Genomic DNA, 19,095 nt, shown 5'->3' with positions numbered 1-19,095 from the left:
CGGTCTCGCCGAGGGGTGTTTCCGCTCGCGCTTGATTGTCATGATCATGCCTTACGGGGTTCGCGACGGTGTGATGTGTGATCCAGCTCTCCCTTGACCCGCGCGGGCCGGGGGTGGCTATGGTTCGACATCAGACGTCTTACGTCCCACCTTCACGGAGTAGCCCATGCCCCTGACCACACCGCTGAGCGGCGTCGTCCCGCCCGTGTGCACCCCGCTCGACGCCGACGGGGAAGTCGACACCGCGTCGCTGTCCCGGCTCGTCGAGCACCTGCTCGCCGGCGGCGTCCACGGGGTCTTCGCCCTCGGCTCGACGGGTGAGGTCGCCTACCTCAGCGATGCACAGCGAAGCGTCGCCCTGGAGACGGTGGTGACCGCGGTCGACGGGCGGGTGCCGGTCCTCGCGGGCGTGATCGACACGACCACCGCCCGGGTCCTCGACCACGCCCGTGCCGCGGCCCGGCTCGGCGCGGACGCCCTGGTGGCCACCGCGCCCTTCTACACCCGCACCCACTCCCGCGAGATCGCCGGACACTTCCGCCGGATCCGCGAACGCACGGACCTGCCGCTGTTCGCCTACGACCTCCCGGTGTCCGTGCACAGCAAACTGTCCTCCGCCCTGCTGCTCGACCTGGCGGCGGACGGCACCCTCGCGGGCGTCAAGGACAGCAGCGGCGACGAGGGGGCGCTGCGCCGGCTCCTCGTCGACCTGGGCGCGGGCGCGGGGCGTGCCGCGGGACCGGCCCCGGACTTCTCCGTGCTCACCGGATCCGAACTGACCGTGGACGCGGCACTGCTGGCCGGTGCGGACGGCGTGGTCCCCGGCCTGGGCAACGTCGACCCCGCCGGATACGTCCGCCTCTACGACGCCGCGCGCTGCGGTGACTGGTCGCTGGCCGCCAAGGAACAGGAGCGCCTTGCCGCCCTGTTCGCCATGGTGGACGTGGGCCCCGAGGACGAGATGGGCCGCAGTTCCTCCGCGCTCGGCGCGTTCAAAGCGGCGCTGCGACTGCTGGGCATCGTCGACCGCGGTGACACCGCCTTCCCACAGATCCCGCTCGGTGCCGCCGCCGTGGCCGAGGTCGGTGCGTTGCTGCGCGCGGCCGGACTCACCCCGATCCGATGACCTCGCACCCGGAATCCGGACTCGCGCCCGTGATCGGCCTCGACATGGGCGGCACCAAGATCGCGGCGGCCCTGATCGGGCCGGACGGCACAGTGCTGCGCCGGCACGACCGCCCGACACCGGCCCGGGCCGGGGCGGACGCGGTGCTCGACGCGCTCGCCGCCGCCGTACGAGAGGTGGACGACGGCGCCGAGGCGATCGGTGTCGCCGCCGCGGGCGTCATCGACCCGCGCACCGGAACCGTCACCAGCGCCACCGACACCATCGACGGCTGGGCCGGCACGGCACTGGCCGCGGGCCTTCACGACCGCACCGGGCTGCCGGTCGCCTGCGACAACGACGTCCGCGCCACGGCCGGCACCGAACTCGTCGCGCTCCCGGACCCGAACGGATCCCTCGTCTACGTCTCCGTGGGCACCGGAGTCGGCGGCGCGGTCGCGGTGGACGGGCGGATGCTGCACGGCAGCGCCGGCATCGCGGGCCACCTCGGACACCTGCCCAGCCCGGAGGCCGTGGGGCTGCCCTGCACCTGCGGCGGCAGCGGCCACCTGGAGGCGATCGCCTCCGGGCCCGCGATGACCGCGCGCTACGAACGCCTCGGCGGCCGGCCCGCGCGCCGGCTTCAGACTGTGGCGGAACGCGCCGCCACGGGCGACGCCACCGCCCGCCGTGCGATCACCACCGGGGCCCGCGCCACCGGCCGGATCCTCGGCGGCCTGGCCAACGCCCTCGGCCCGGACCGGGTGGTCGTCGGCGGCGGAGTGCCGCGCATCGGCGACCTGTACTGGACCGCGTTGACCGACGCCTTCCGCGCCGAGCTGATGGCACCCCTGCGCCACCTGCGCCCCGTGCCCCCGCGCCTCGGCGCCGACGCGGCCGTACAGGGAGCGGCCCTGCTCGTGCGCACCGCACCCCTGCGCGGTGCGGCCGGCCCCCTTCACCGTTCTCACCGTTCTGGAGGCCCGGTATGACCTCGTCCGTGGCCACCGCCTTCCGAGGCCGGCTGATCGTCTCCTGCCAGGCCCCGCCCGGCGACCCCATGCGCGACACCGCGACCCTGGTCAGGCTCGCGCGGTCGGCGGCGGCCGGCGGCGCCGCGGGCGTCCGTGTCAACGGACCCGACGTCGTCGCCGCCGTCACCGCGGCCGTGGACCTGCCCGTGATCGGGCTGTGGAAGGACGGCGACACCGGTGTGTACATCACCCCGACCGTGCGCCACGCCCTCGCTCTCGCCGCAGCCGGCGCGCACGTGGTCGCTGCGGACGCCACGGACCGCCCGCGCCCCGACGGCAGTTCCTTCGCCGACCTCGTGACGGCCGTGCACCGGGCGTCAGCCCTGGTGATGGCGGACGTCGCCACGCTGGCGGAAGGCGTCCGGGCCGCCCGGCAGGGCGCGGACTTCGTCTCCACCACCCTGTCGGGATACGTGCCCGGCTCCCCGGAACAGTCCGGTCCCGACCTGCGACTGGTCGCCGGACTCGCCCGCGCGACCGGCACCCCGGTCGTCGCGGAGGGCCGCATCGGCACCCCGGAGGAGGCCGCCGCCGCGCTCGCCGAGGGCGCCCACTCCGTCGTCGTCGGCACCGCCATCACCGCTCCGACGGCCCTCACCCGTCGCTTTGTGACCCGCCTCACCCGTCCCTAGGGCGGTCCTTCGTCCCCGACAGCACTCGACGACGAGTGCGTCCGGCAGTCTGGAGTCACCGTGCAGCACGCCAACGCGCCCTCCCAGCAGCCCTGGTACCGCCAGGTGGGCCGCAGCCGGTGGAAGTCGTTCGTCGCGGCCTGGATCGGCTATCTTCTCGACGGCTTCGACTTCGTTCTGATCACTCTGGTACTCACCGAGATCAGCGACGACTTCCACCTCGACACGATCCAGGCAGCGAGCCTGGTCTCCGCCGCCTTCATCACCCGCTGGCTCGGCGGCGCGGTGCTCGGCGCGCTCAGCGACCGCTTCGGCCGCAAGCTGTCCATGGTGGTCAGCATTCTGCTGTACTCCGTGGGAAGCTTCGCCTGCGGATTCGCCTGGGACTACACCAGCCTGTTCGTCGCCCGGCTCGCCATCGGCATGGGCATGGCCGGCGAGTACTCCGCCAGCGCGACCTACGTCATGGAGAGCTGGCCCGCGCACCTGCGCAACCGGGCCAGCGGATTCCTGATCTCCGGCTACTCCGTGGGCACGATCCTCGCCGCTCAGGTCTACAAGTGGGTCGTGCCGGCCCTCGGATGGCGCTGGATGTTCTACCTCGGCCTCATCCCCGTGCTGGTCGCGCTGTGGATGCGCCGCGCCCTGCCCGAGGCCGACGACTGGACGGCCTCCGTCGCCGGGCGGCAGCAGCGCCCCAACCCCTTCCGCCCGCTGTTCACCACCGGGGCGCGGGCCACCCTGAACGTGGTGCTCGCGGTGGCCGCCGCCGTCTCGCTGTTCGCCGTCTTCACCCCGCTGGGCGACGGCATGGTCCCGGTCCTGTCCGTGCTCGCCGGCGCCTGCCTGATCGTCTTCGCCGTGCAGTTGGGCGGCCGCCGGGGCTGGCTGCTGTACGTGTCGATGATCGTGACGATCTTCTTCGCGTTCCTGTACTCCTGGCCCATCCAGGCCCTGCTGCCCACCTATCTGAAGTCCGATCTCGGCTACGACCCCGGGCAGGTCACCGACGCCCTGTTCTATGCCGGCTTCGGCACGATGGCCGGCTGCTGGCTGGCCGGGTTCGTCGGCGACTGGATCGGCACCAGGAAGGCGTACGCCTGCACGCTGCTCGGCTCGCTGGTCTTCGTCTTCCCGGTGTTCGCCGTCAGGGACAGTCTGCCGCTGCTCAGCGTGCTGCTGTTCGTGCTGCAGGCCACCAGCTTCGGCATCTCCGGTCTGCTGCCCCGTTACATCGGCGGGCACTTCCCGACGCACACCCGGGCCGCCGCACTGGGCTTCACCTACAACGTGGGAGCCCTGGGCGGCGCCGTGGCCCCCGTCCTCGGCGCCCGCCTCGCCTCCGGCATGGACCTGGGCCAGGCGCTGGCCGTCCTCACCTTCGCCGGCACGCTGATCGTGGTGCTCCTGGTCGGCTTCGACGTACCGGCCCGGTTGGGCCGGCTCCTCGACCCGGACGGCCCGGCCGACCACCTCATGGCGGAGGGCGGCCACGACCCGGCGGACGGGAAGCACGGTCCGGCTCGTCAGTACACCTAGCGAGGAGAACCGCTCGGTGCCGCCCCCTGCACGTCGGTCAGGTCCGGCGCGCGCCCGTCGGCCGGCGGGGCGGTACGGCGGAGTGGCCGACCGGCCCGCCGCGGCCCGCGGCCCGCGACCGGTACACCACGTACGGCCTCGTCAGATAGCCCACCGGCGCCGTGAACGCATGGACCAGCCGGCTGAACGGCCACAGCGCGAACAGGGCCAGCGCCAGCAGTGCATGCAGGCGGTACTGGACGGGCGCGGCCGCCATCGCCTGGACGTCCGGGGCCAGCGTGAACAGGCTGCGGAACCAGACGGAGACGCCCTCGCGGTAGTCGTAGGACCCCGAGGGCACCCCGCTCGCGGTCGCGGTCAGCCCGGCGAGCAGGGTGACCGTGAGCAGCGGGTGGAGCAGCCGGTCGCTGCGGCTGGTGGCGGCCCGTACCGCGGGCACCCGCAGCCGCCGGTACAGCAGCAGCCCCAGCCCGGCGAGCGTGGCCAGCCCGGCTGCGCCGCCCACCAGCAGGGCGTTGGCGTGGTAGAGCCGCTCGGTGACGTGCAGGCGTTCGGTCAGCGACTCGGGGACCAGCAGGCCGACGACGTGGCCGGCGATCACGAACAGCAGCCCGTAGTGGAACAGCGGACTGCCGACCCGCAGCAGCCGGTGCTCGTACAGTTGACTGGAGCGGGTGGTGAACCCGAACCGGTCGTAGCGGTAGCGCCAGGCGCCCCCGGTCACGAACACCACGAGGACGACATACGGCAGCACACCCCACAGCGCCTGGTTCATCGGACGGCTCCTTGCCGGTCGGCGGGGTCGGCGGAGAACGGGGCGAGGCCGACGAGTTCCACCGCGGGGCCGCCACGGGCGAGCCGCAGGGCGGCCGCCCGGTCGGCGGGGCCCTGCCCTGGCAGGGTGGCGCACACGCCGCGCACCACGTGGGCGTACGGGCTGCCGAAGTCCTCCAGCGCCATCCGCAGCAGTTCCAGCGCCGCCCGGTGGTCCGTCAGGAGCCGGGTGCCCGGGTCGGGGCAGCGGGCGGCGAACTCCAGCGCGAGCGGCAGGTGGTCGGGGAGTTCGTCCTCGGGCGGTGTCCAGCCGTGCGCGCGGTAGCGTCTCTTCCACTCGGCGAGCGAGCCACCGCGGCGACGGGTGTCGCCGTCCGTGTAGTAGGTGAGGTGGAGGGTACGGCGCCGGCTGCGGTCGAAGGTCGTGACGTAGCGCTCGGCAAGGGTCAGTACGGGGATGTCCCGCACGGCCTCGCAGAACGCGCGCAGGGGTGCCGTGCCGGGACCGCCCAGCAGGGCGAGGCTCTCACCGACCAGGGCGAGCCGGGAGGGCCAGCGGTCGTCCGGGTAGGAGAGCAGCAGCGCGGCGGACTGGTGGACGGCCGGGACGACCGCCCCGGAGGCGCGGCGCGTCATCGGGTGCCACCGCCCTCGGCCCGGCGCGGGAAGAGGCCGCTCGGCCGGCCCTTGCCGTTCCAGTTGAGCAGATTCACCCGGCCCGCCGTGCCGGATGCACCGCCCGGCCCGGCGGGGGCCGCTTCCGCCCCGGTGGGCCGCGGCAGGCCGTGGAACTCTTCCGCCATCATGCCCGGCAGGTCCTCACCGTCCAGACTGCACCCGGCCCCCGGGTCGCCGTGGCCCGTGGAGGCCGCGTACGCGGTGGGGATGACGTACCGTTCGTCGTACTTGGCCAGGGCCAGCAGCCGGTACATCGCCTCGATGCTCCGCCGGTCCATCCCGACCGAGCGGGCGATGGCCGGGTCCTGCTCCTCACCGAGATTGACCCGCCGCATATGGCTGCGCATCGCGGCGAGTCTGCACAGGGCGGCCTCCACCGGATCCGTATCGCCCGCGGTGAACAACCCGGCCAGGTACTCGACCGGGATGCGCAGCGAGTCGATCGCGCCGAACAGGTTGACCGGGTCCTCGCCGTCGTGGCCGGTGGCGGTGAGCGCGTCGACCACCGGCGAGAGCGGCGGGACGTACCAGACCATCGGCAGGGTCCGGTACTCCGGATGGAGCGGCAGGGCCACCTTGTACTCGGTGATCAGGGCGCGTACCGGGGAGTTGCGGGCCGCCTCGATCCAGTCGTGCGGGATGCCCGACTCCTCGGCGGCGCGGGCCACGTCGGGGTCGTCCGGGTCGAGGAAACAGCTCAGTTGTGCCTCGTAGAGGTCCTTCTCGTCGGGCACCGCGGCGGCCTCGCCCACCTTGTCCGCGTCGTACAGCAGCACCCCGAGGTAGCGCAGCCGGCCGACACAGGTCTCGGAGCAGACGGTGGGCTCGCCGGCCTCGATCCGGGGATAGCAGAAGGTGCACTTCTCGGCCTTGCCGCTGCGATGGTTGAAGTACACCTTCTTGTACGGGCAGCCGCTCACGCACATCCGCCAGCCACGGCAGCGGTCCTGGTCGACGAGGACGATGCCGTCCTCGATCCGCTTGTACAGGGCGCCCGAGGGGCAGACGGAGACACAGGTCGGGTTGAGGCAGTGTTCGCAGATCCGCGGCAGATAGAACATGAATGCCTGCTCGTACTCCAGCCGGACCTGCTCCGTCATCCGCCGCAGAACCGGGTCCTGGGCGACGTGCTCGGGGCCGCCGCCCAGGTCGTCGTCCCAGTTGGGGCCCCAGGTGACCGCGGTGGGCCGGCCGTCGACGAGGGAGAGCGGCCGGGCCGTGGGCACGTCGGCGCCCAGCGGGGCGCTGGTGAGGTTCTCGTAGTCGTAGGTCCAGGGCTCGTAGTAGTCGTCCAGGGCGGGGAGTTCCGGGTTGGCGAAGATGCGGGCGAGCCGGCGGGCACGGCCGCCGGTGCGCGGCACGAGCTTCCCGCGCCGCAGTTCCCAGCCGCCCTTCCACTTGTCCTGGTCCTGGTAGCTGCGCGGATATCCCAGTCCGGGCCGGGTCTCGACGTTGTTGAACCAGACGTACTCGGTGCCCTGCCGGTTGGTCCAGGTCTGTTTGCAGGTGACCGAGCAGGTGTGGCATCCGATGCACTTGTCGAGGTTCATGACCATGGCCACCTGTGCCATCACCCGGGGCCGCCGGGTGACCTGGGTACGGGGCATGTCAGTACTCCACGTTCTGGGAGCGCCGCCGGATCATGGTCAGCGAGTCCCGCTGGTTGCCGGTGGGCCCGTAGTAGTTGGGGGAGAAGGAGAGCTGCGCGTAACCGCCGATGAGGTGGGTGGGCTTGATCAGCAGTTTCGTCAGCGCGTTGTGCACGCCGCCGCGGCCGCCGGTCGTCTGCGACTTGGGCACGTTCACCATGCGTTCCTGCACGTGGTACATGAAGACCGTGCCGGCGGGCATGCGGTGCGAGACGACGGCACGGGCGACGACGACCCCGTTGGCGTTGACCGCCTCGACCCAGTCGTTGTCCGCGACCGTGATCGCCGCGGCGTCCTCGACGCTCATCCAGATGACCGGGCCGCCGCGGGCCAGGGTCTGCATGAGCAGGTTCTCCTGGTACTCGGAGTGGATGGACCACTTGGCGTGCGGGGTGAGGTAACGGACGGTCACCGAGCGGCCCTCCCCGGGCTCCGCCGGGGTGTGCTCGCCGAGGGCGGTGAGGTCCAACGGGGGCCGGTAGACGGGAAGTTGCTCGCCGAGTTCGGCCATCCAGTCGTGGTCGAGGTAGAAGTGCTGCCGGCCGGTGAGGGTGTGCCAGGGCTTGCGGTGCTCGGTGTTGATCGTGAAGGGGGAGTAACGGCGTTCCGGGCCCTCCTTGCCGGACCATTCGAAGCTGGCGCCGACCTGGACCGGCCGTGCCTGGGTATCGCTGAAGACGACCCGGCGCTCGGCGACCGAAGCACCGAGCCCGGTGAGACCGCTGTCGGCTCCGACACGCTCGGCCAGCCGCTCGAAGCCCTCTTCGGCGAGGCGGCCGTTGGTGGTGCCGGACAGGGCGAGGATCGCTTCGCAGAACTTCACGTCCGTGTCCAGCAGCGGCCTGCCCGCGGCCGGGCCGTGGTCCGCGGTGCCGGAGCGGGCGGCGAGCCAGCCGTCCTCCGCGGCCGGCACCACGGTGACGCCCTTGACCTGCATACCGGCCTCCAGCGCGAGCGGGCCGAAGGCGGCGAGCCGGTCGGCGACTGCGGTGTAGTCGCGTTCGACGAGGGAGAACCGGGGCAGGTTGCGGCCGGACACCGCGGTCGTCGTGCCGTCCTTCCAGTCGGGCACGGTGCCGCCCGGCTGCGCCACCTCACCGGGGGTGTCGTGCATCAGCGCGGTGGCTACCAGGTCGTACCGGGTGCCGAGCCGGCCGACGGCGAGTTCGGAGAGCTTGCGTGCCAGCCCGTGGAAGATGTCGAAGTCGGTACGGGCCTGCCAGGGCGGGCTGATGGCCGGTGAGAAGGCGTGTACGAAGGGGTGCATGTCCGTGCTGGACAGGTCGTGCTTCTCGTACCAGGTGGCGGCGGGCAGCACGAGGTCGGCGAAGAGGGTGGTGGACGTCATCCGGAAGTCCAGTGCCAGCAGCAGGTCGAGCTTGCCGCGCGGCGCTTCCTCCCGCCAGGCGACGTCGGAGGGACGCCCGGCGGGACCGGCCTCGGCGGCCGAGGCATTGTCCCGGGCGCCGAGCAGATGCCGCAGGAAGTACTCGTTGCCCTTGGCCGAGGAACCGATGAGGTTGGCCCGCCACACCGTGAGCACCCGCGGCCAGTTCTCCGGCGCGTCGGGATCCTCGCAGGCGAACTCCACCGCGCCGTCCTGGAACCGGTCGCAGACCCACTCACCGGCGTCCTTGCCGCTGGCGCGCACACGGTCGCCGAGATCGAGCGGGTTGTCACGGAAGGTGGGGTACGAGGGCATCCAGCCCAGCCGCATGGACTGGGCGACGAGGTCCGCGGTGTGCCGGCCGGTGAACAGCCCCTGACCGGTGGGCGAGGCCAGTGCGTCGGCGCCGTAGGTCTCGTAGCGCCACTGGTCGGTGTGCAGGTACCAGTAAGGCGTCGCGGCCATCATCCGGGCGGGCCGGACCCAGTCGGCGGCGGTGGCGAGCTGCTGCCAGCCGGTGAACGGACGGACCTTCTCCTGCCCGACGTAGTGCGCCCAGCCGCCGCCGTTGACCCCCTGGCAGCCGGTGAGCAGCAGCAGGGAGAGGAACGAGCGGTAGATGGTGTCGGAGTGGAACCAGTGGTTGGTGCCGGCGCCCATCACGATCATGCAGCGGCCCTCGGTCCGCTCCGCGGTGCCGGCGAACTCCCGGGCGGCGCGCACCACCGCTGCCGCCGGCACCGAGGTGTGCACCTCCTGCCAGGCGGGGGTGCCGGGTACCGAGGCGTCCGTGTACTCCGCCGGCCACAGCCCCGACAGGCCGGCGCGGCCCACCCCGTAGCGGGCCAGCATCAGGTCGAAGACCGTGGTGACGAGTTTTCCGCCGACGGTGCGGACCGGGACCGCGCGCCGGAGCGTGGCGCCGGCCTCCTCGAAACAGGGCAGTTCGACCTCGGCGGACCGGGTGCCCGCCCCCTCGTACAGGCTGAGCCGTGGGGAGATCCCGGACAGGTCGAGGTTCCAGCGGCCTTCGCCGCCCTTGCTCCACCGGTCGCCCAGGGTGCCACCCGGTACCACCACCGAATCCGTCTCCTCGTCCAGCAGCACCGGCATCCAGCGCCTGGACTCCTCGTCGGCGTGCAGGCCGAGACCGAGGTCGGCGGCGGTCACGAACTTGCCCGGTACGAGCCGGCCGCCGACTTCCCGCTCCGTCAGCTCCACCAGGAACGGCAGGTCGGTGAAGCGCTTGACGTAGTCGGTGAAGTACGGCACCTGCCGTTCGACGAAGAACTCCTTGAGGATCACGTGCCCCATCGCCATGGCCACCGCACCGTCCGTGCCGGGGTGCGGGTGCAGCCACTCGTCGGCGAACTTGGTGGCGTCCGCGTAGTCCGGTGAGACCACCACGACCTTCTGGCCGCGGTAGCGGGCCTCCGCCATCCAATGGGCGTCGGGCGTCCGGGTGACGGGCACATTGGAACCCCAGAGCATGAGGTACGCGGCGTCCCACCAGTCGCCCGACTCCGGAACGTCCGTCTGGTCCCCGAAGACCTGCGGCGAGGCCACGGGCAGGTCCGCGTACCAGTCGTAGAAGGTGAGCATCGGGGCGCCGATCAGCGACATGAACCGGGCGCCGACCGCGTGCGAGGCCATCGACATGGCGGGGATCGGGGAGAAGCCGGCGATCCGGTCCGGTCCGTGCTCGCGCAGGGTGTGCACATGGGCGGCGGCCGCGATCTCCAGCGCCTCCTCCCAGCCAATCCGCACGAGCCCGCCCTTGCCGCGCGCGCCCTGGTAACGAGCCCGCTTCTGCGGGTCCGTGGTGATCTCGGCCCAGGCCGCCACCGGGTCGCCGAGACGCGTCTTGGCCTCGCGGTACAGCTCCACCAGCACACCCCGGGCATGCGGGTAGCGGATCCGGGTCGGCGAGTAGGTGTACCAGGAGAAGGAAGCCCCGCGCGGACAGCCGCGGGGCTCGTACTCGGGCCGGTCGGGGCCGGTCGTGGGATAGTCCGTCGCCTGCGTCTCCCAGGTGATCAGACCGTCCTTGACGTACACCTGCCAGGAGCAGGATCCGGTGCAGTTCACCCCGTGGGTGGAGCGCACGACCTTGTCGTGGGCCCAACGGTCCCGGTAGGGCGCGTCGTTGACCGTACTCCCGATGTCGTAGACCGCCCGCAGGTCCGGTGTCGTGTCCGCTCGCCGTAGTGCCGCCCCCGCTGCCAACAGGCGTCGGGTCACCGCGTCCGCCGCGCGGTCGGACTCCCCTCGTGCCCTGCGACGCATCACAGTCGGCTCCTCTCCACGGGGCCGTGCCCGAGCGGGTCGGCCGATTCCGTTTGCGCACAGCATCATTCCGGCGCCCGCCGAGACCCCTCGCACCTTTCGGTCGTTTGATATCTGCAGGGCCGGTCTTTCCGTGTGCTTTGCGACAGCCGCCCCTTACCTGGGCGATGACCTGGGAAAAAGATCGGATCCTGGTTGTCCCGGGTGCCGGCCGAAAGGAATGGCCGAAGAAACACCCCGGTGGCCGTCAGCGCCCAGGCCACGAGCGCACACACCGCGACGGCCCGGCCGAGCGAGGCGAGCGCCGTGCGGTGCTCGGCAGCGCCGAGGGCCGCGGTCGCCACCGCGTACATCCCGATCGGGAACACCGCGGTCCACCAGACCGGCTCGGGCCGCAGCGGGACCCGGTGCCGCCCGTGCCGCCACAGCCCGGCCGCCACCAGCACCGGGAGCAGCAGCGTGGCCCAGCCCCAGACCAGGTCCAGCAGGACCACGCTGACGCCACGCAGAACGGGGCCGTCGTACGGCAGCACCTGACAACCGGCGAGCACACTGATCGCGCCGGCGCCCATCGACACCCAGTAGACCGGGGTCAGCTCCCGCGGCGCGACGCCGTACCGCAGCAGCCGTCGGCCGACGACCGCCGTGACCAGCCCGTACAGCGTCAGGCCGACCAGCCAGCCGACCAGTTCCCCCCGGTGCGCCAGGCCGGTGCCGGACAGCCCGGCCGCTGCCAGGACCAGCGACTGAAGGCCGACGACGACCAGGAACCACGTCCCGTCGGCCCGCCGCGACGCGGCCTGCGGGCCGGCCCGGCGCAGCGTGACCACCACCCGCCCGGACACCAGCAGCCAGGCCGGAAGGGCCAGCGCGACCAGCGCCGGCGCGGCCCAGGGCCGGCCGGTGAGCCGGGTGGCGAGCACGTCGGAGGCAGCCACGAAGGTGAAGAACCCGAACACCCGGGCCGGATCCGCGGGCTTGCCCGCCGGCCGGCCGCGACGGCCCACCAGCCGGAGCAGCAGAGCGCCTGCCCATACGGCGTACACAGCGGCGGCCAGCGCGAACAGCACGCCCGACAGCCGGTCCGAGCCGAGCAGCCCGGCTGCCCGGGACACGATCCCGGTGGCCATCACCGGTGCGAAGCCGGCGGGCGGCGCATCGTGTATGGCGGTGCGGCACCGGGTCGCAGCCGCGCGCGCCAGCCTTCTGATTTCTTCGGTCACGGTCCGGTCCACGGCAGCAGCGTTGCTTTCGGCAATGGCCGCCGGCCTGGCGTTGCGTTCTTTTTCGGCCAGGGCACGGCGCATTCACCCCGTTTGATTTTACATTTCCTTGAGGCGGAGCGGGCCGGTGAAATACTCGGCGGCCGGTGACAGGGCCGAAAGAAAAGCGAGTTCACGCCCACTGCTGGGGCGGCACTATGCAATTGGCGTATGCCGTGGTCGTTCTTTCGTATTCTTCGGTGGTTCGCAGTGCGGCCGTCGAGCGGGTACGGAAGCGACGCGCGCGGGCCCCCGCGTCCGATCTTCTCCGGCAACCCCGACGCGAGCCGTCCCTCCGGAAGAGAACGAGAAATGTCGCGCGCCCCACGTCCCGGTGGCGGCTCCGCACCATCTGGCGATCCTCGCCGCGTGCATCGCGGTCGAATTCACCCCTTCCGGGGGCGTGCTGCTTTCCTGGAACTCCGCCCCAACGACCACGCCGTCCTATCCCCGCCGGCCGGGCCAGAGCGCCGACTGAGAGCGTGACGCCGACGGCCGTGGTGGCGAGGACCCGGCCCATGCGCATGAGTCGCCGTTGGCGGAGGTGGCCCCGCCGTTTCCGTGCGGCGCACGGTCACGGCCTCGGCTGCCCTGCCTGACGACTGCTGGAAACAGCCCGTCCATCGGCCCGGCACGGACGGTTCATCATTCCCCGTCGAATCGGCTGTGCCATTGGCGGGCAGCGCACTCGAATTGACCCTCGACGCCACGGTTCCGGGCGACGGGTACGAAGCTTCGCCCCCACAAGTTCCGCCGCCCGGGACACGCAAAGCCTGTCAGTGCCGGGGCCCCTCGGCGACCGTGTTCAACTTCACCGGCGGCGTGTCGCCCACCAGGTCCACGACGTTTTCGGCGTAATTCATCGAAGAGCCCGGCGAGTTACTGCAAGTAGTCCCGGCGATCGCGACCGTCACCGGTCGTCCCCGTCGCACTCGACGGCAGCGATGTCGCGCGGGGGCCGATTCGCGCGCAGGTCCAGGTGGTCCAGGAACGCCTGCCCGGCCGCGCACCCGGCCGTACCCGCGAGCGGCACAGGCCGACCTACAATGGGCCTCATGAGCCGTTGGCAGGAATTGACCGGGGGGACAACCGGGCAGGACTACGCCGCACGGTTCGCGGCCCTGGCCCGCAGCGGGAAGGACATGCACGGTGAAGCGCGGTTCTGCGCGGCGCTCGTACCCGTCGGAGCACGGGTGCTGGACGCCGGGTGCGGTACCGGACGGGTCATGATCCGGCTCGCGGAACTCGGGTACGACTGCGTCGGTGTGGACCTTGACGCGTCGATGCTGGCGGTGGCGCGGCAGCAGGCGCCGGAACTGCCCTGGTTCCAGGCCGACCTGGCGGAGTTCGTGCCGGCGGGGCTCGGCATCGCGGCGGACTTCGATCTCGTGGTCGCCGCCGGAAACATCTTCCCGCTGCTCAGCGCCGGCACCGAGGCGACGGTGGTCGAGCGCCTGGCCGCGGCCCTGCGCCCGGGAGGTCTGCTGGTCGCCGGCTTCGGCCTGGACGAGGCCCACCTGCCGGTGCCGCCCGGCATCACGCTGTCGGAGTACGACGACTGCTGCACCGCGGCCGGTCTCACCCTCGTCGACCGCTTCGCCACCTGGGACGCCGACCCTTACGACGACGGTGGCTATGCCGTCAATGTCCACCGCCGGTGAGGACCCGCGGAACACCTTGACCACCGCGGTCCCTTCAGGGCGCTGCCGAACGGCAGCGGACCTCGCCCGCCCGCTCAGCCCTGCAACCCCCTGAACGACGCGAGGACCTGCCGGGCGTGTGCCGACCATGCGGCGGCCTGGGCCGGGGCGAGTACGGCGAGGTGTTCTTCCATCTCGCGGACGGTACGGGCGCAGCCCGCGTCGTCGCCCCGCGTGGCCAGATGGGAGGCCAGCGCCAGATGGGCACTGGCCCAGGTGTCGAGGTGCGCGGTGCGGCCCCGTTGCAGCACGAGGACGCGCCCGTGGTCGACGGCCAGCCGGAATCCGCGGGAAGCCGCACCGTCGCGTCGGCAGTTCATCGAGGAGACACCCAGCAGCATCGCCGTCCGGGCGCACGCCTCGTACACCTCGTCCCGCGGGTGCTGCCCGGCCAGCCACAGCAGGCTGCCGCACATGTCCTCCAGCGCCTGGGACACCTGCTCCGGCTCCAGGGACGGCCGGTTTCCCGACATCAGTTCGTCGCGGCGCCGGGCGAACGAGGCGAGCAGCCGGCGCAGGTGCCTCCGCTTGACGGTCCGGACCTCCGCCAGATCCGCGAGCCGCAGGTCCAGACCCCGCAGCATGAGCGAATGGGCGTCGGTGCCCAGGGCGGCGGGGATCTTCGCGGCGTCGGGATCCAGGAGACCCTGCCAGCGGTAGTCGTTCTGCTCGGCGAACTGCCGCCGGGCACTCGCCAGGGCCTCCGCCGCGCCGTCGAGGTCCCCGGACCGGTGCAGCGCGACGGACAGCGCCCCGCGCAGCCGCGTCGCCTCGGCCACGAGGTCGGTGCGCCCGCCGTCGATCAGACGCTGGTAGTCCTCCAGCGCCCGGGACGCGAGGGGCAGCGCTTCGGTGACGTGGCCGAGGCGGACCAGGCCGTTGGCCTGGCGCTGGCGGGCGTCGGCGAGGTCCCGGAGCGAGCCGTCGCCCCGCCGGAAGAGGGATTCGACCACGCCGGCGATGGTCCCGGCGACCGCCAGCGCCTCTTCGTGCTCGCCCAGGTTGCCGAGCGCGGCGTTCAGCGTCTGCAGGCAGCCCACCCGGGACCTGTCGTCCTGCGGCCGGGTCGACGCACCCAGCAGGTCCAGCGCGGCCCGCGCTTGTCGGCACGCGACGTCGGGGGCCCCGCTCCGGCGGTGCAGCACCGCTCGCCCGTTGCCGATCAACGACCCGACCAGGTGGGTGTCCGCGTCCTGCCCGGGGGCCGCGTCGAGGATGCGCTGCGCCTCGTCGAACTCCTCGGCGGCAGCCGCCGTGTCGCCCGCCTCCAGGAGGGCGGTGGCGAGTTTCTGCCGGGCGTCGGCCCGTTCGATGACGCAGCTCCGCTCACCGTCGGCGGCACTGACCCGGTCCCAGACCTCGACCGCCCGCCGGGCCAGAGCGATGGCGCTTCGAGGGTCCTCCAGCCCCCGGGCGAGGGTCGATTCGTGGTCGTGGGCCTTGGCCAGCTGACGGGCGTACTCCATCCGGCCGTCGCGCAGTACGGCCTCCTCCAGCACGAGGCGGGCCGACCGGTAGGCCGCGAGCGCCTCCTGAGGGCGGTCAGCATGCTCATGGCACTGCCCGGTCAGGAACAGGGCGTGCCCCAGCTCCCCGGCGAGGTCGTGGTGGCCCTGCTCGTGGACCAGGGGCGCGTACCGCTCGACCGCTTCCTGGGCATACGCCGCCTTGTCCCGCGGGTTCCTCTCGGCGCCGGCCCGGTTGAGACGGAGCCGCGCCCGGACCGCGTCGAGGTCGGGCCGGCCGGGGGAGACGGCGGCCTCGATCAGCTCGTCGGCCGCGCTCCACGAGGCGGCCGCCTCGGTGTGCCGACCCGCCGGCTCCAGCGCCCCGGCCCGGTTGGCCAGCGCCATGGCCAGGCCCTCGTCGTCGCCCGCGGTGCGCATCTCGGCGACGGCACGCTCGAACAGCCTCAGCCGCTCGCCCGGATCGGCCACGGCGTTGGCCTTCGTACCGAGGGCCATGCCCCGGATCCTCGCCGTCTCGGACGAATCCTCCATCGTGGCGGCCGAGTCGAGGATCAGGTCACAGATCTCGATGGACTCGGCGGGGGAACCCGACAGGCGCACGACGATCGCCAGGGAGTGGAGCACCGAGAGCCGCAGGGCGCGGGCGTCCGCCGAATCGAGGGCCTCCAGGGCCCGGGCGCTCGCCCGGTAGGCCAGCACGGCCCCGGGCAGATCGCCCAGACCATGGCGGACCCGGGCCGACTCCGCCGTGATCAGGGCCCGCAGATGGGCCGAGTCGGGAGTGTCCACGGTGTCCAGGACGCGAGCCGCCTCGGTCAGCGCCCGCAGGTCCTCCATGGTCTGCGAGGCCCGGCTGCCCCGGCCGCTCGGCCAGAAACGGACGGCGTCCCCCGGGTCCAGGCCGGCCGCCCGGTACGCCTTGCCGAGCAGCTCACGCGGATCCCGCCAGGACGCCCCGCCGGGCAGCCGGCGCACATATCCACCCCGGGCGGCGGGGTGTGCGCCGCCGCCCGTCGACGGCCGGGACGGAAGCGGTTCGCCGTCGAGCGTGATGCCGCACTCCCGCGCCGCCGTCCGCGTCAGGTGGTCGGCCACCTCTCGCAGGGACCCCGGGCGGTCGGCCGGGTCCGGCCGGAAGCAGGAACGCAGGAGGCCGGCCACCCCGCCCGGCATGGCGACCGGTCCGCCGCTGTCGTTCTCCCCTTGCAGGAACGTCTCCAGCGCGGCCCCGGCGACGGTTCCCGAGGGCCAGGTGCGCCCGCCGGTGAACATCTCCAGGACGGTCACCGCCCAGCTCCACACGTCGGCCGGCCGGCCCAGCGACCGGCCCTCCGCCTGCTCGGGGGAGGCGTAACCGGGCGTGACGCCCTGGGCGACGGCCCGCAGCGCCGGAGGCTGCTTCTCCGGGGAGTCCGCCATCATCTGCCGAAACACCGACGCGAGGAGTTCGCCGGCGGCGTCGTCGATACCGTCGCCGGGCCGTGCGAGGGCCTGCACGACGAACTCGGTGCCGATGACGTCCTGAGCGTCGCGCTCGGTGATCGCCGCCAGTCCGAAATCGGTGATCCTGGCGGTGGCCCGCTCGGTGAGGAGCACGTTGCCCGGCTTGGTGTCGAGGTGGAGCAGGCCATGGGCATGCGCGGCGTCCAGACCCCAGGCGGCTTCCACGGCGACGCGGAGCACGGTGCGCAGCGTCTGCCGTGGGCCGCCGGCGTAGAGGCGGCCGTCCGCGATCCATTCGGCCAGGGACCCTCCGCTGACGTATTCGCTGAACACCGCCATCCCGTTGCCGACGGTGCGGGTGAAGTGGCACGGCGCGATGTACGGGTGGGGCGGCAGGCCGATCCAGCGCTGCGCCTCGGTGAGGAAGCGTCCCTGTTCCACCGGATCGTCACGGCGCACGCGCTTGACCGCGTAGTGCTCCCCGGTACGCCGGCTCACCACCAGGACCACGTCGCCGAACCCGCCGTGGCCGAGCCGGCGTTGGACGACGAACTCCCCGAGGACCGTCGTCCCCTCCTGCCACGGTGCGGCACCGCCCGCGCGGGCGGGCCCGGACGGCCGTCCGGAACGTGAACTGTGCGTCGGCATGGCGAATCCTTCCGGGTGGGGAACGGCGGGGAGGGCGGCTGCCGCGGGTGGTCCGGGGCCCGCCTACACCGCCGCCAGCGCCGCGCCGAGCGCGGCGGCGGTGGGGAAACGGATGCGCGGGGTGTCTTGCAGGGCCTCGTCCACCACGGCGGCCAGTCGCGGCGGTACGTTCCGCCCCCGTGCGGCCAGCGGCACCGGCGAGGTGTTCCACGCGGTCAGCCACGGGTCGCGACCTGGCGCGAAATCCCTTGGGACATGCCCGCTCAGGACGAAGTACAGCGACGCCGCGACCGCCCACACGTCCACGTCGGGTCGCGCGTACTTGAAGTTGGCCACCTGCTGCCGGGGCATGAACGCGGGTGTCCCCGCCGACGCACCGGTGCGGGTCACTCCGCTCGCGCCGGCCAACTCGTACGACTTGGCCAGGCCGAAATCGGCGATCTTCACCTGGAGGCCCCCGCTCCCGCCCGCCAGCAGGAGGTTCTGCGGCTTGATGTCACGGTGCACGACGCCGGTGACCTGCACCTCCCGCCCCTGGGCGTCCACGGCGTCCACCGGTGCCGAGTGCGCGTACCGCAAGCCGTCGAGCACATCGAGGAACAGTCCGACGGCCGTCTCCGCCGCCAGCGGCCCCTGACGTCGCACGAGGTGATGCAGACTGCCGGGCTCGCACAACTCCATGACGAGGAAGTACCGGCCGTCGGCGTAGCCGGTGGCCGACGTGCGCACCACATGCGGGTGCACGAGGGCCTGCGCGGTGCGCAGTTCCCGCAGGACGCGCGGGTCCGCCCCGGGCGGAGCCGACGACGTGTCACCGCCGGACGGCAGCACCTTCACGGCGCACCGCTCGCCGCTCACCCGGTCGACGGCCTCGTACACCGTGCCCGCCCCGCCGCGGTCCAGCGGCCGGCCGATCGCCCACCTGTCGAGGACGAACGGCTGGCTGGTCAGGTCCATCGGCGCTCTCCTTCTCCACGCGAATCGGAACCAACACCGTGATCCGCGCCGACTCGTATAGTAGGGGGACCCTCTTCCGGGGCGGGCCCATTCACGAACAAATCCCGCATGGAGAGGGGTACTCGGGCGCAGCGGGTCAGGGAGGACCAGGAATGTCCAAGGAGCACTCGGCGGATCCGTTCAGTACCTTCCTCAACGCGACCAACCGACCGTCCCCGTCACCGGGGCCGGACCAAGGACCGTCCACCCAGCCGCTGCCTCCCGTCGCGACGTCGGTTCTTCGCGCCCTGCTCGGAAAGGTGCACGCGCAGGTCGGCCGGGTGGGCAGCGACCTCGGCCTCACGACGCTCCAGATCGCGGAAGCCGTATCGCTGCTGGCGCGCCTGGAGTTGGTGACGGTCGGCCAGGACGGCACCGACGACACGATGGAACTCACCGGGAAGGGCCGGGAGTTGCTGACGCAGCTGTAGCACCCGGGACCGACGGCCGTCCGCACAACGCAGCACCCGTTCGAGTACGCGACAGGTGAGAG

At 72.5% G+C, this 19,095-nt stretch carries 14 protein-coding genes; 6 read left to right on the top strand and 8 right to left on the bottom strand.

The genetic code is table 11. The annotated features are described in order from the left end of the window. Nucleotides 1-166 precede the first annotated feature (166 nt). From ACFYPJ_RS22520 to ACFYPJ_RS22505, 4 genes are read left to right on the top strand one after another with little or no spacing between them, the layout of a single operon-like run. Nucleotides 167-1,126, top strand: coding sequence for a dihydrodipicolinate synthase family protein (locus ACFYPJ_RS22520; protein ID WP_389019899.1), 960 nt, complete (start codon nucleotides 167-169; stop codon nucleotides 1,124-1,126). After that, a complete protein-coding gene (locus tag ACFYPJ_RS22515) occupies nucleotides 1,123-2,097 on the top strand; it encodes an ROK family protein (RefSeq protein ID WP_389019896.1) in 975 nt (324 codons plus the stop codon). Before ACFYPJ_RS22520 ends, ACFYPJ_RS22515 begins: the two co-directional genes overlap by 4 nt. Continuing rightward, a complete protein-coding gene (locus ACFYPJ_RS22510; protein ID WP_389019893.1) occupies nucleotides 2,094-2,771 on the top strand; it encodes an N-acetylmannosamine-6-phosphate 2-epimerase in 678 nt (225 codons plus the stop codon). Before ACFYPJ_RS22515 ends, ACFYPJ_RS22510 begins: the two co-directional genes overlap by 4 nt. A 60-nt stretch (nucleotides 2,772-2,831) precedes the next feature. After that, the gene (locus ACFYPJ_RS22505) at nucleotides 2,832-4,310 is read left to right on the top strand and encodes a sialate:H+ symport family MFS transporter (protein ID WP_389019890.1); all 1,479 of its coding nucleotides are present in this window, start codon (nucleotides 2,832-2,834) and stop codon (nucleotides 4,308-4,310) included. Between the two features lie 37 nt (nucleotides 4,311-4,347). Here the strand turns inward: ACFYPJ_RS22505 and narI are convergent, their stop codons facing one another. The 6 genes from narI to ACFYPJ_RS22475 all read right to left on the bottom strand — a co-directional run bounded on the left by narI (nucleotide 4,348) and on the right by ACFYPJ_RS22475 (nucleotide 13,403). After that, nucleotides 4,348-5,085: a respiratory nitrate reductase subunit gamma gene (gene narI / locus ACFYPJ_RS22500; RefSeq protein ID WP_389019887.1), complete on the bottom strand. Its 738-nt coding sequence runs from the start codon at nucleotides 5,083-5,085 to the stop codon at nucleotides 4,348-4,350. Continuing rightward, complete coding sequence (gene narJ / locus ACFYPJ_RS22495) at nucleotides 5,082-5,720, bottom strand: nitrate reductase molybdenum cofactor assembly chaperone (RefSeq protein ID WP_389019884.1); 639 nt, start codon at nucleotides 5,718-5,720, stop codon at nucleotides 5,082-5,084. Before narJ ends, narI begins: the two co-directional genes overlap by 4 nt. Continuing rightward, the gene (narH, locus tag ACFYPJ_RS22490) at nucleotides 5,717-7,369 is read right to left on the bottom strand and encodes a nitrate reductase subunit beta (RefSeq protein ID WP_389019881.1); all 1,653 of its coding nucleotides are present in this window, start codon (nucleotides 7,367-7,369) and stop codon (nucleotides 5,717-5,719) included. Before narH ends, narJ begins: the two co-directional genes overlap by 4 nt. Nucleotide 7,370: 1 nt before the next feature. Next, nucleotides 7,371-11,084: a nitrate reductase subunit alpha gene (locus ACFYPJ_RS22485; RefSeq protein ID WP_389019878.1), complete on the bottom strand. Its 3,714-nt coding sequence runs from the start codon at nucleotides 11,082-11,084 to the stop codon at nucleotides 7,371-7,373. Nucleotides 11,085-11,149: 65 nt separating this feature from the next. Beyond that, entirely contained in the window at nucleotides 11,150-12,391 is a 1,242-nt protein-coding gene (locus tag ACFYPJ_RS22480; protein WP_389019875.1) for a tellurite resistance/C4-dicarboxylate transporter family protein, read from the bottom strand. Nucleotides 12,392-13,256: 865 nt separating this feature from the next. Next, nucleotides 13,257-13,403 carry a hypothetical protein gene (locus ACFYPJ_RS22475; protein ID WP_389019872.1) on the bottom strand — a complete coding sequence of 49 codons (147 nt, stop codon included), beginning with the start codon at nucleotides 13,401-13,403 and terminating at the stop codon, nucleotides 13,257-13,259. Between ACFYPJ_RS22475 and ACFYPJ_RS22470 the strand changes: the two genes are divergently transcribed. Then, the gene (locus ACFYPJ_RS22470; protein WP_389019870.1) at nucleotides 13,402-14,007 is read left to right on the top strand and encodes a class I SAM-dependent methyltransferase; all 606 of its coding nucleotides are present in this window, start codon (nucleotides 13,402-13,404) and stop codon (nucleotides 14,005-14,007) included. The genes ACFYPJ_RS22475 and ACFYPJ_RS22470 overlap by 2 nt on opposite strands. A gap of 74 nt (nucleotides 14,008-14,081) precedes the next feature. Here ACFYPJ_RS22470 and ACFYPJ_RS22465 read toward each other — a convergent pair whose 3' ends face one another. Together ACFYPJ_RS22465 and ACFYPJ_RS22460 are read right to left on the bottom strand one after the other, a co-directional pair. Beyond that, the gene (locus ACFYPJ_RS22465; RefSeq protein WP_389019867.1) at nucleotides 14,082-17,606 is read right to left on the bottom strand and encodes a protein kinase; all 3,525 of its coding nucleotides are present in this window, start codon (nucleotides 17,604-17,606) and stop codon (nucleotides 14,082-14,084) included. A gap of 63 nt (nucleotides 17,607-17,669) precedes the next feature. Next, nucleotides 17,670-18,563 (bottom strand): serine/threonine-protein kinase, encoded by an 894-nt coding sequence (locus tag ACFYPJ_RS22460; protein ID WP_389019864.1) that lies wholly within the window; start codon nucleotides 18,561-18,563, stop codon nucleotides 17,670-17,672. Nucleotides 18,564-18,715: 152 nt separating this feature from the next. On the opposite strand from ACFYPJ_RS22460, the gene ACFYPJ_RS22455 reads away from it, so the two are divergent. Next, entirely contained in the window at nucleotides 18,716-19,033 is a 318-nt protein-coding gene (locus ACFYPJ_RS22455) for a hypothetical protein (protein ID WP_389019861.1), read from the top strand. The last annotated feature ends 62 nt before the right edge of the window (nucleotides 19,034-19,095 follow it).

The organism is Streptomyces sp. NPDC006012, assembly GCF_042871185.1.
GTDB lineage: Bacteria > Actinomycetota > Actinomycetes > Streptomycetales > Streptomycetaceae > Streptomyces.
This window is presented reverse-complemented; position numbering and strand designations above follow the sequence as displayed.

Coding starts and splice junctions, on each gene's coding strand:
- ACFYPJ_RS22520 (WP_389019899.1), top strand. CDS start 167: ATGCCCCTGACCACACCGCTGAGCGGCGTCGTCCCGCCCGTGTGCACC.
- narJ (WP_389019884.1), bottom strand. CDS start 5,720: ATGACGCGCCGCGCCTCCGGGGCGGTCGTCCCGGCCGTCCACCAGTCC.
- ACFYPJ_RS22460 (WP_389019864.1), bottom strand. CDS start 18,563: ATGGACCTGACCAGCCAGCCGTTCGTCCTCGACAGGTGGGCGATCGGC.
- ACFYPJ_RS22455 (WP_389019861.1), top strand. CDS start 18,716: ATGTCCAAGGAGCACTCGGCGGATCCGTTCAGTACCTTCCTCAACGCG.
- ACFYPJ_RS22510 (WP_389019893.1), top strand. CDS start 2,094: ATGACCTCGTCCGTGGCCACCGCCTTCCGAGGCCGGCTGATCGTCTCC.
- ACFYPJ_RS22515 (WP_389019896.1), top strand. CDS start 1,123: ATGACCTCGCACCCGGAATCCGGACTCGCGCCCGTGATCGGCCTCGAC.
- ACFYPJ_RS22465 (WP_389019867.1), bottom strand. CDS start 17,606: ATGCCGACGCACAGTTCACGTTCCGGACGGCCGTCCGGGCCCGCCCGC.
- ACFYPJ_RS22480 (WP_389019875.1), bottom strand. CDS start 12,391: ATGCGCCGTGCCCTGGCCGAAAAAGAACGCAACGCCAGGCCGGCGGCC.
- ACFYPJ_RS22470 (WP_389019870.1), top strand. CDS start 13,402: ATGAGCCGTTGGCAGGAATTGACCGGGGGGACAACCGGGCAGGACTAC.
- narH (WP_389019881.1), bottom strand. CDS start 7,369: ATGCCCCGTACCCAGGTCACCCGGCGGCCCCGGGTGATGGCACAGGTG.
- narI (WP_389019887.1), bottom strand. CDS start 5,085: ATGAACCAGGCGCTGTGGGGTGTGCTGCCGTATGTCGTCCTCGTGGTG.
- ACFYPJ_RS22485 (WP_389019878.1), bottom strand. CDS start 11,084: ATGCGTCGCAGGGCACGAGGGGAGTCCGACCGCGCGGCGGACGCGGTG.
- ACFYPJ_RS22475 (WP_389019872.1), bottom strand. CDS start 13,403: ATGAGGCCCATTGTAGGTCGGCCTGTGCCGCTCGCGGGTACGGCCGGG.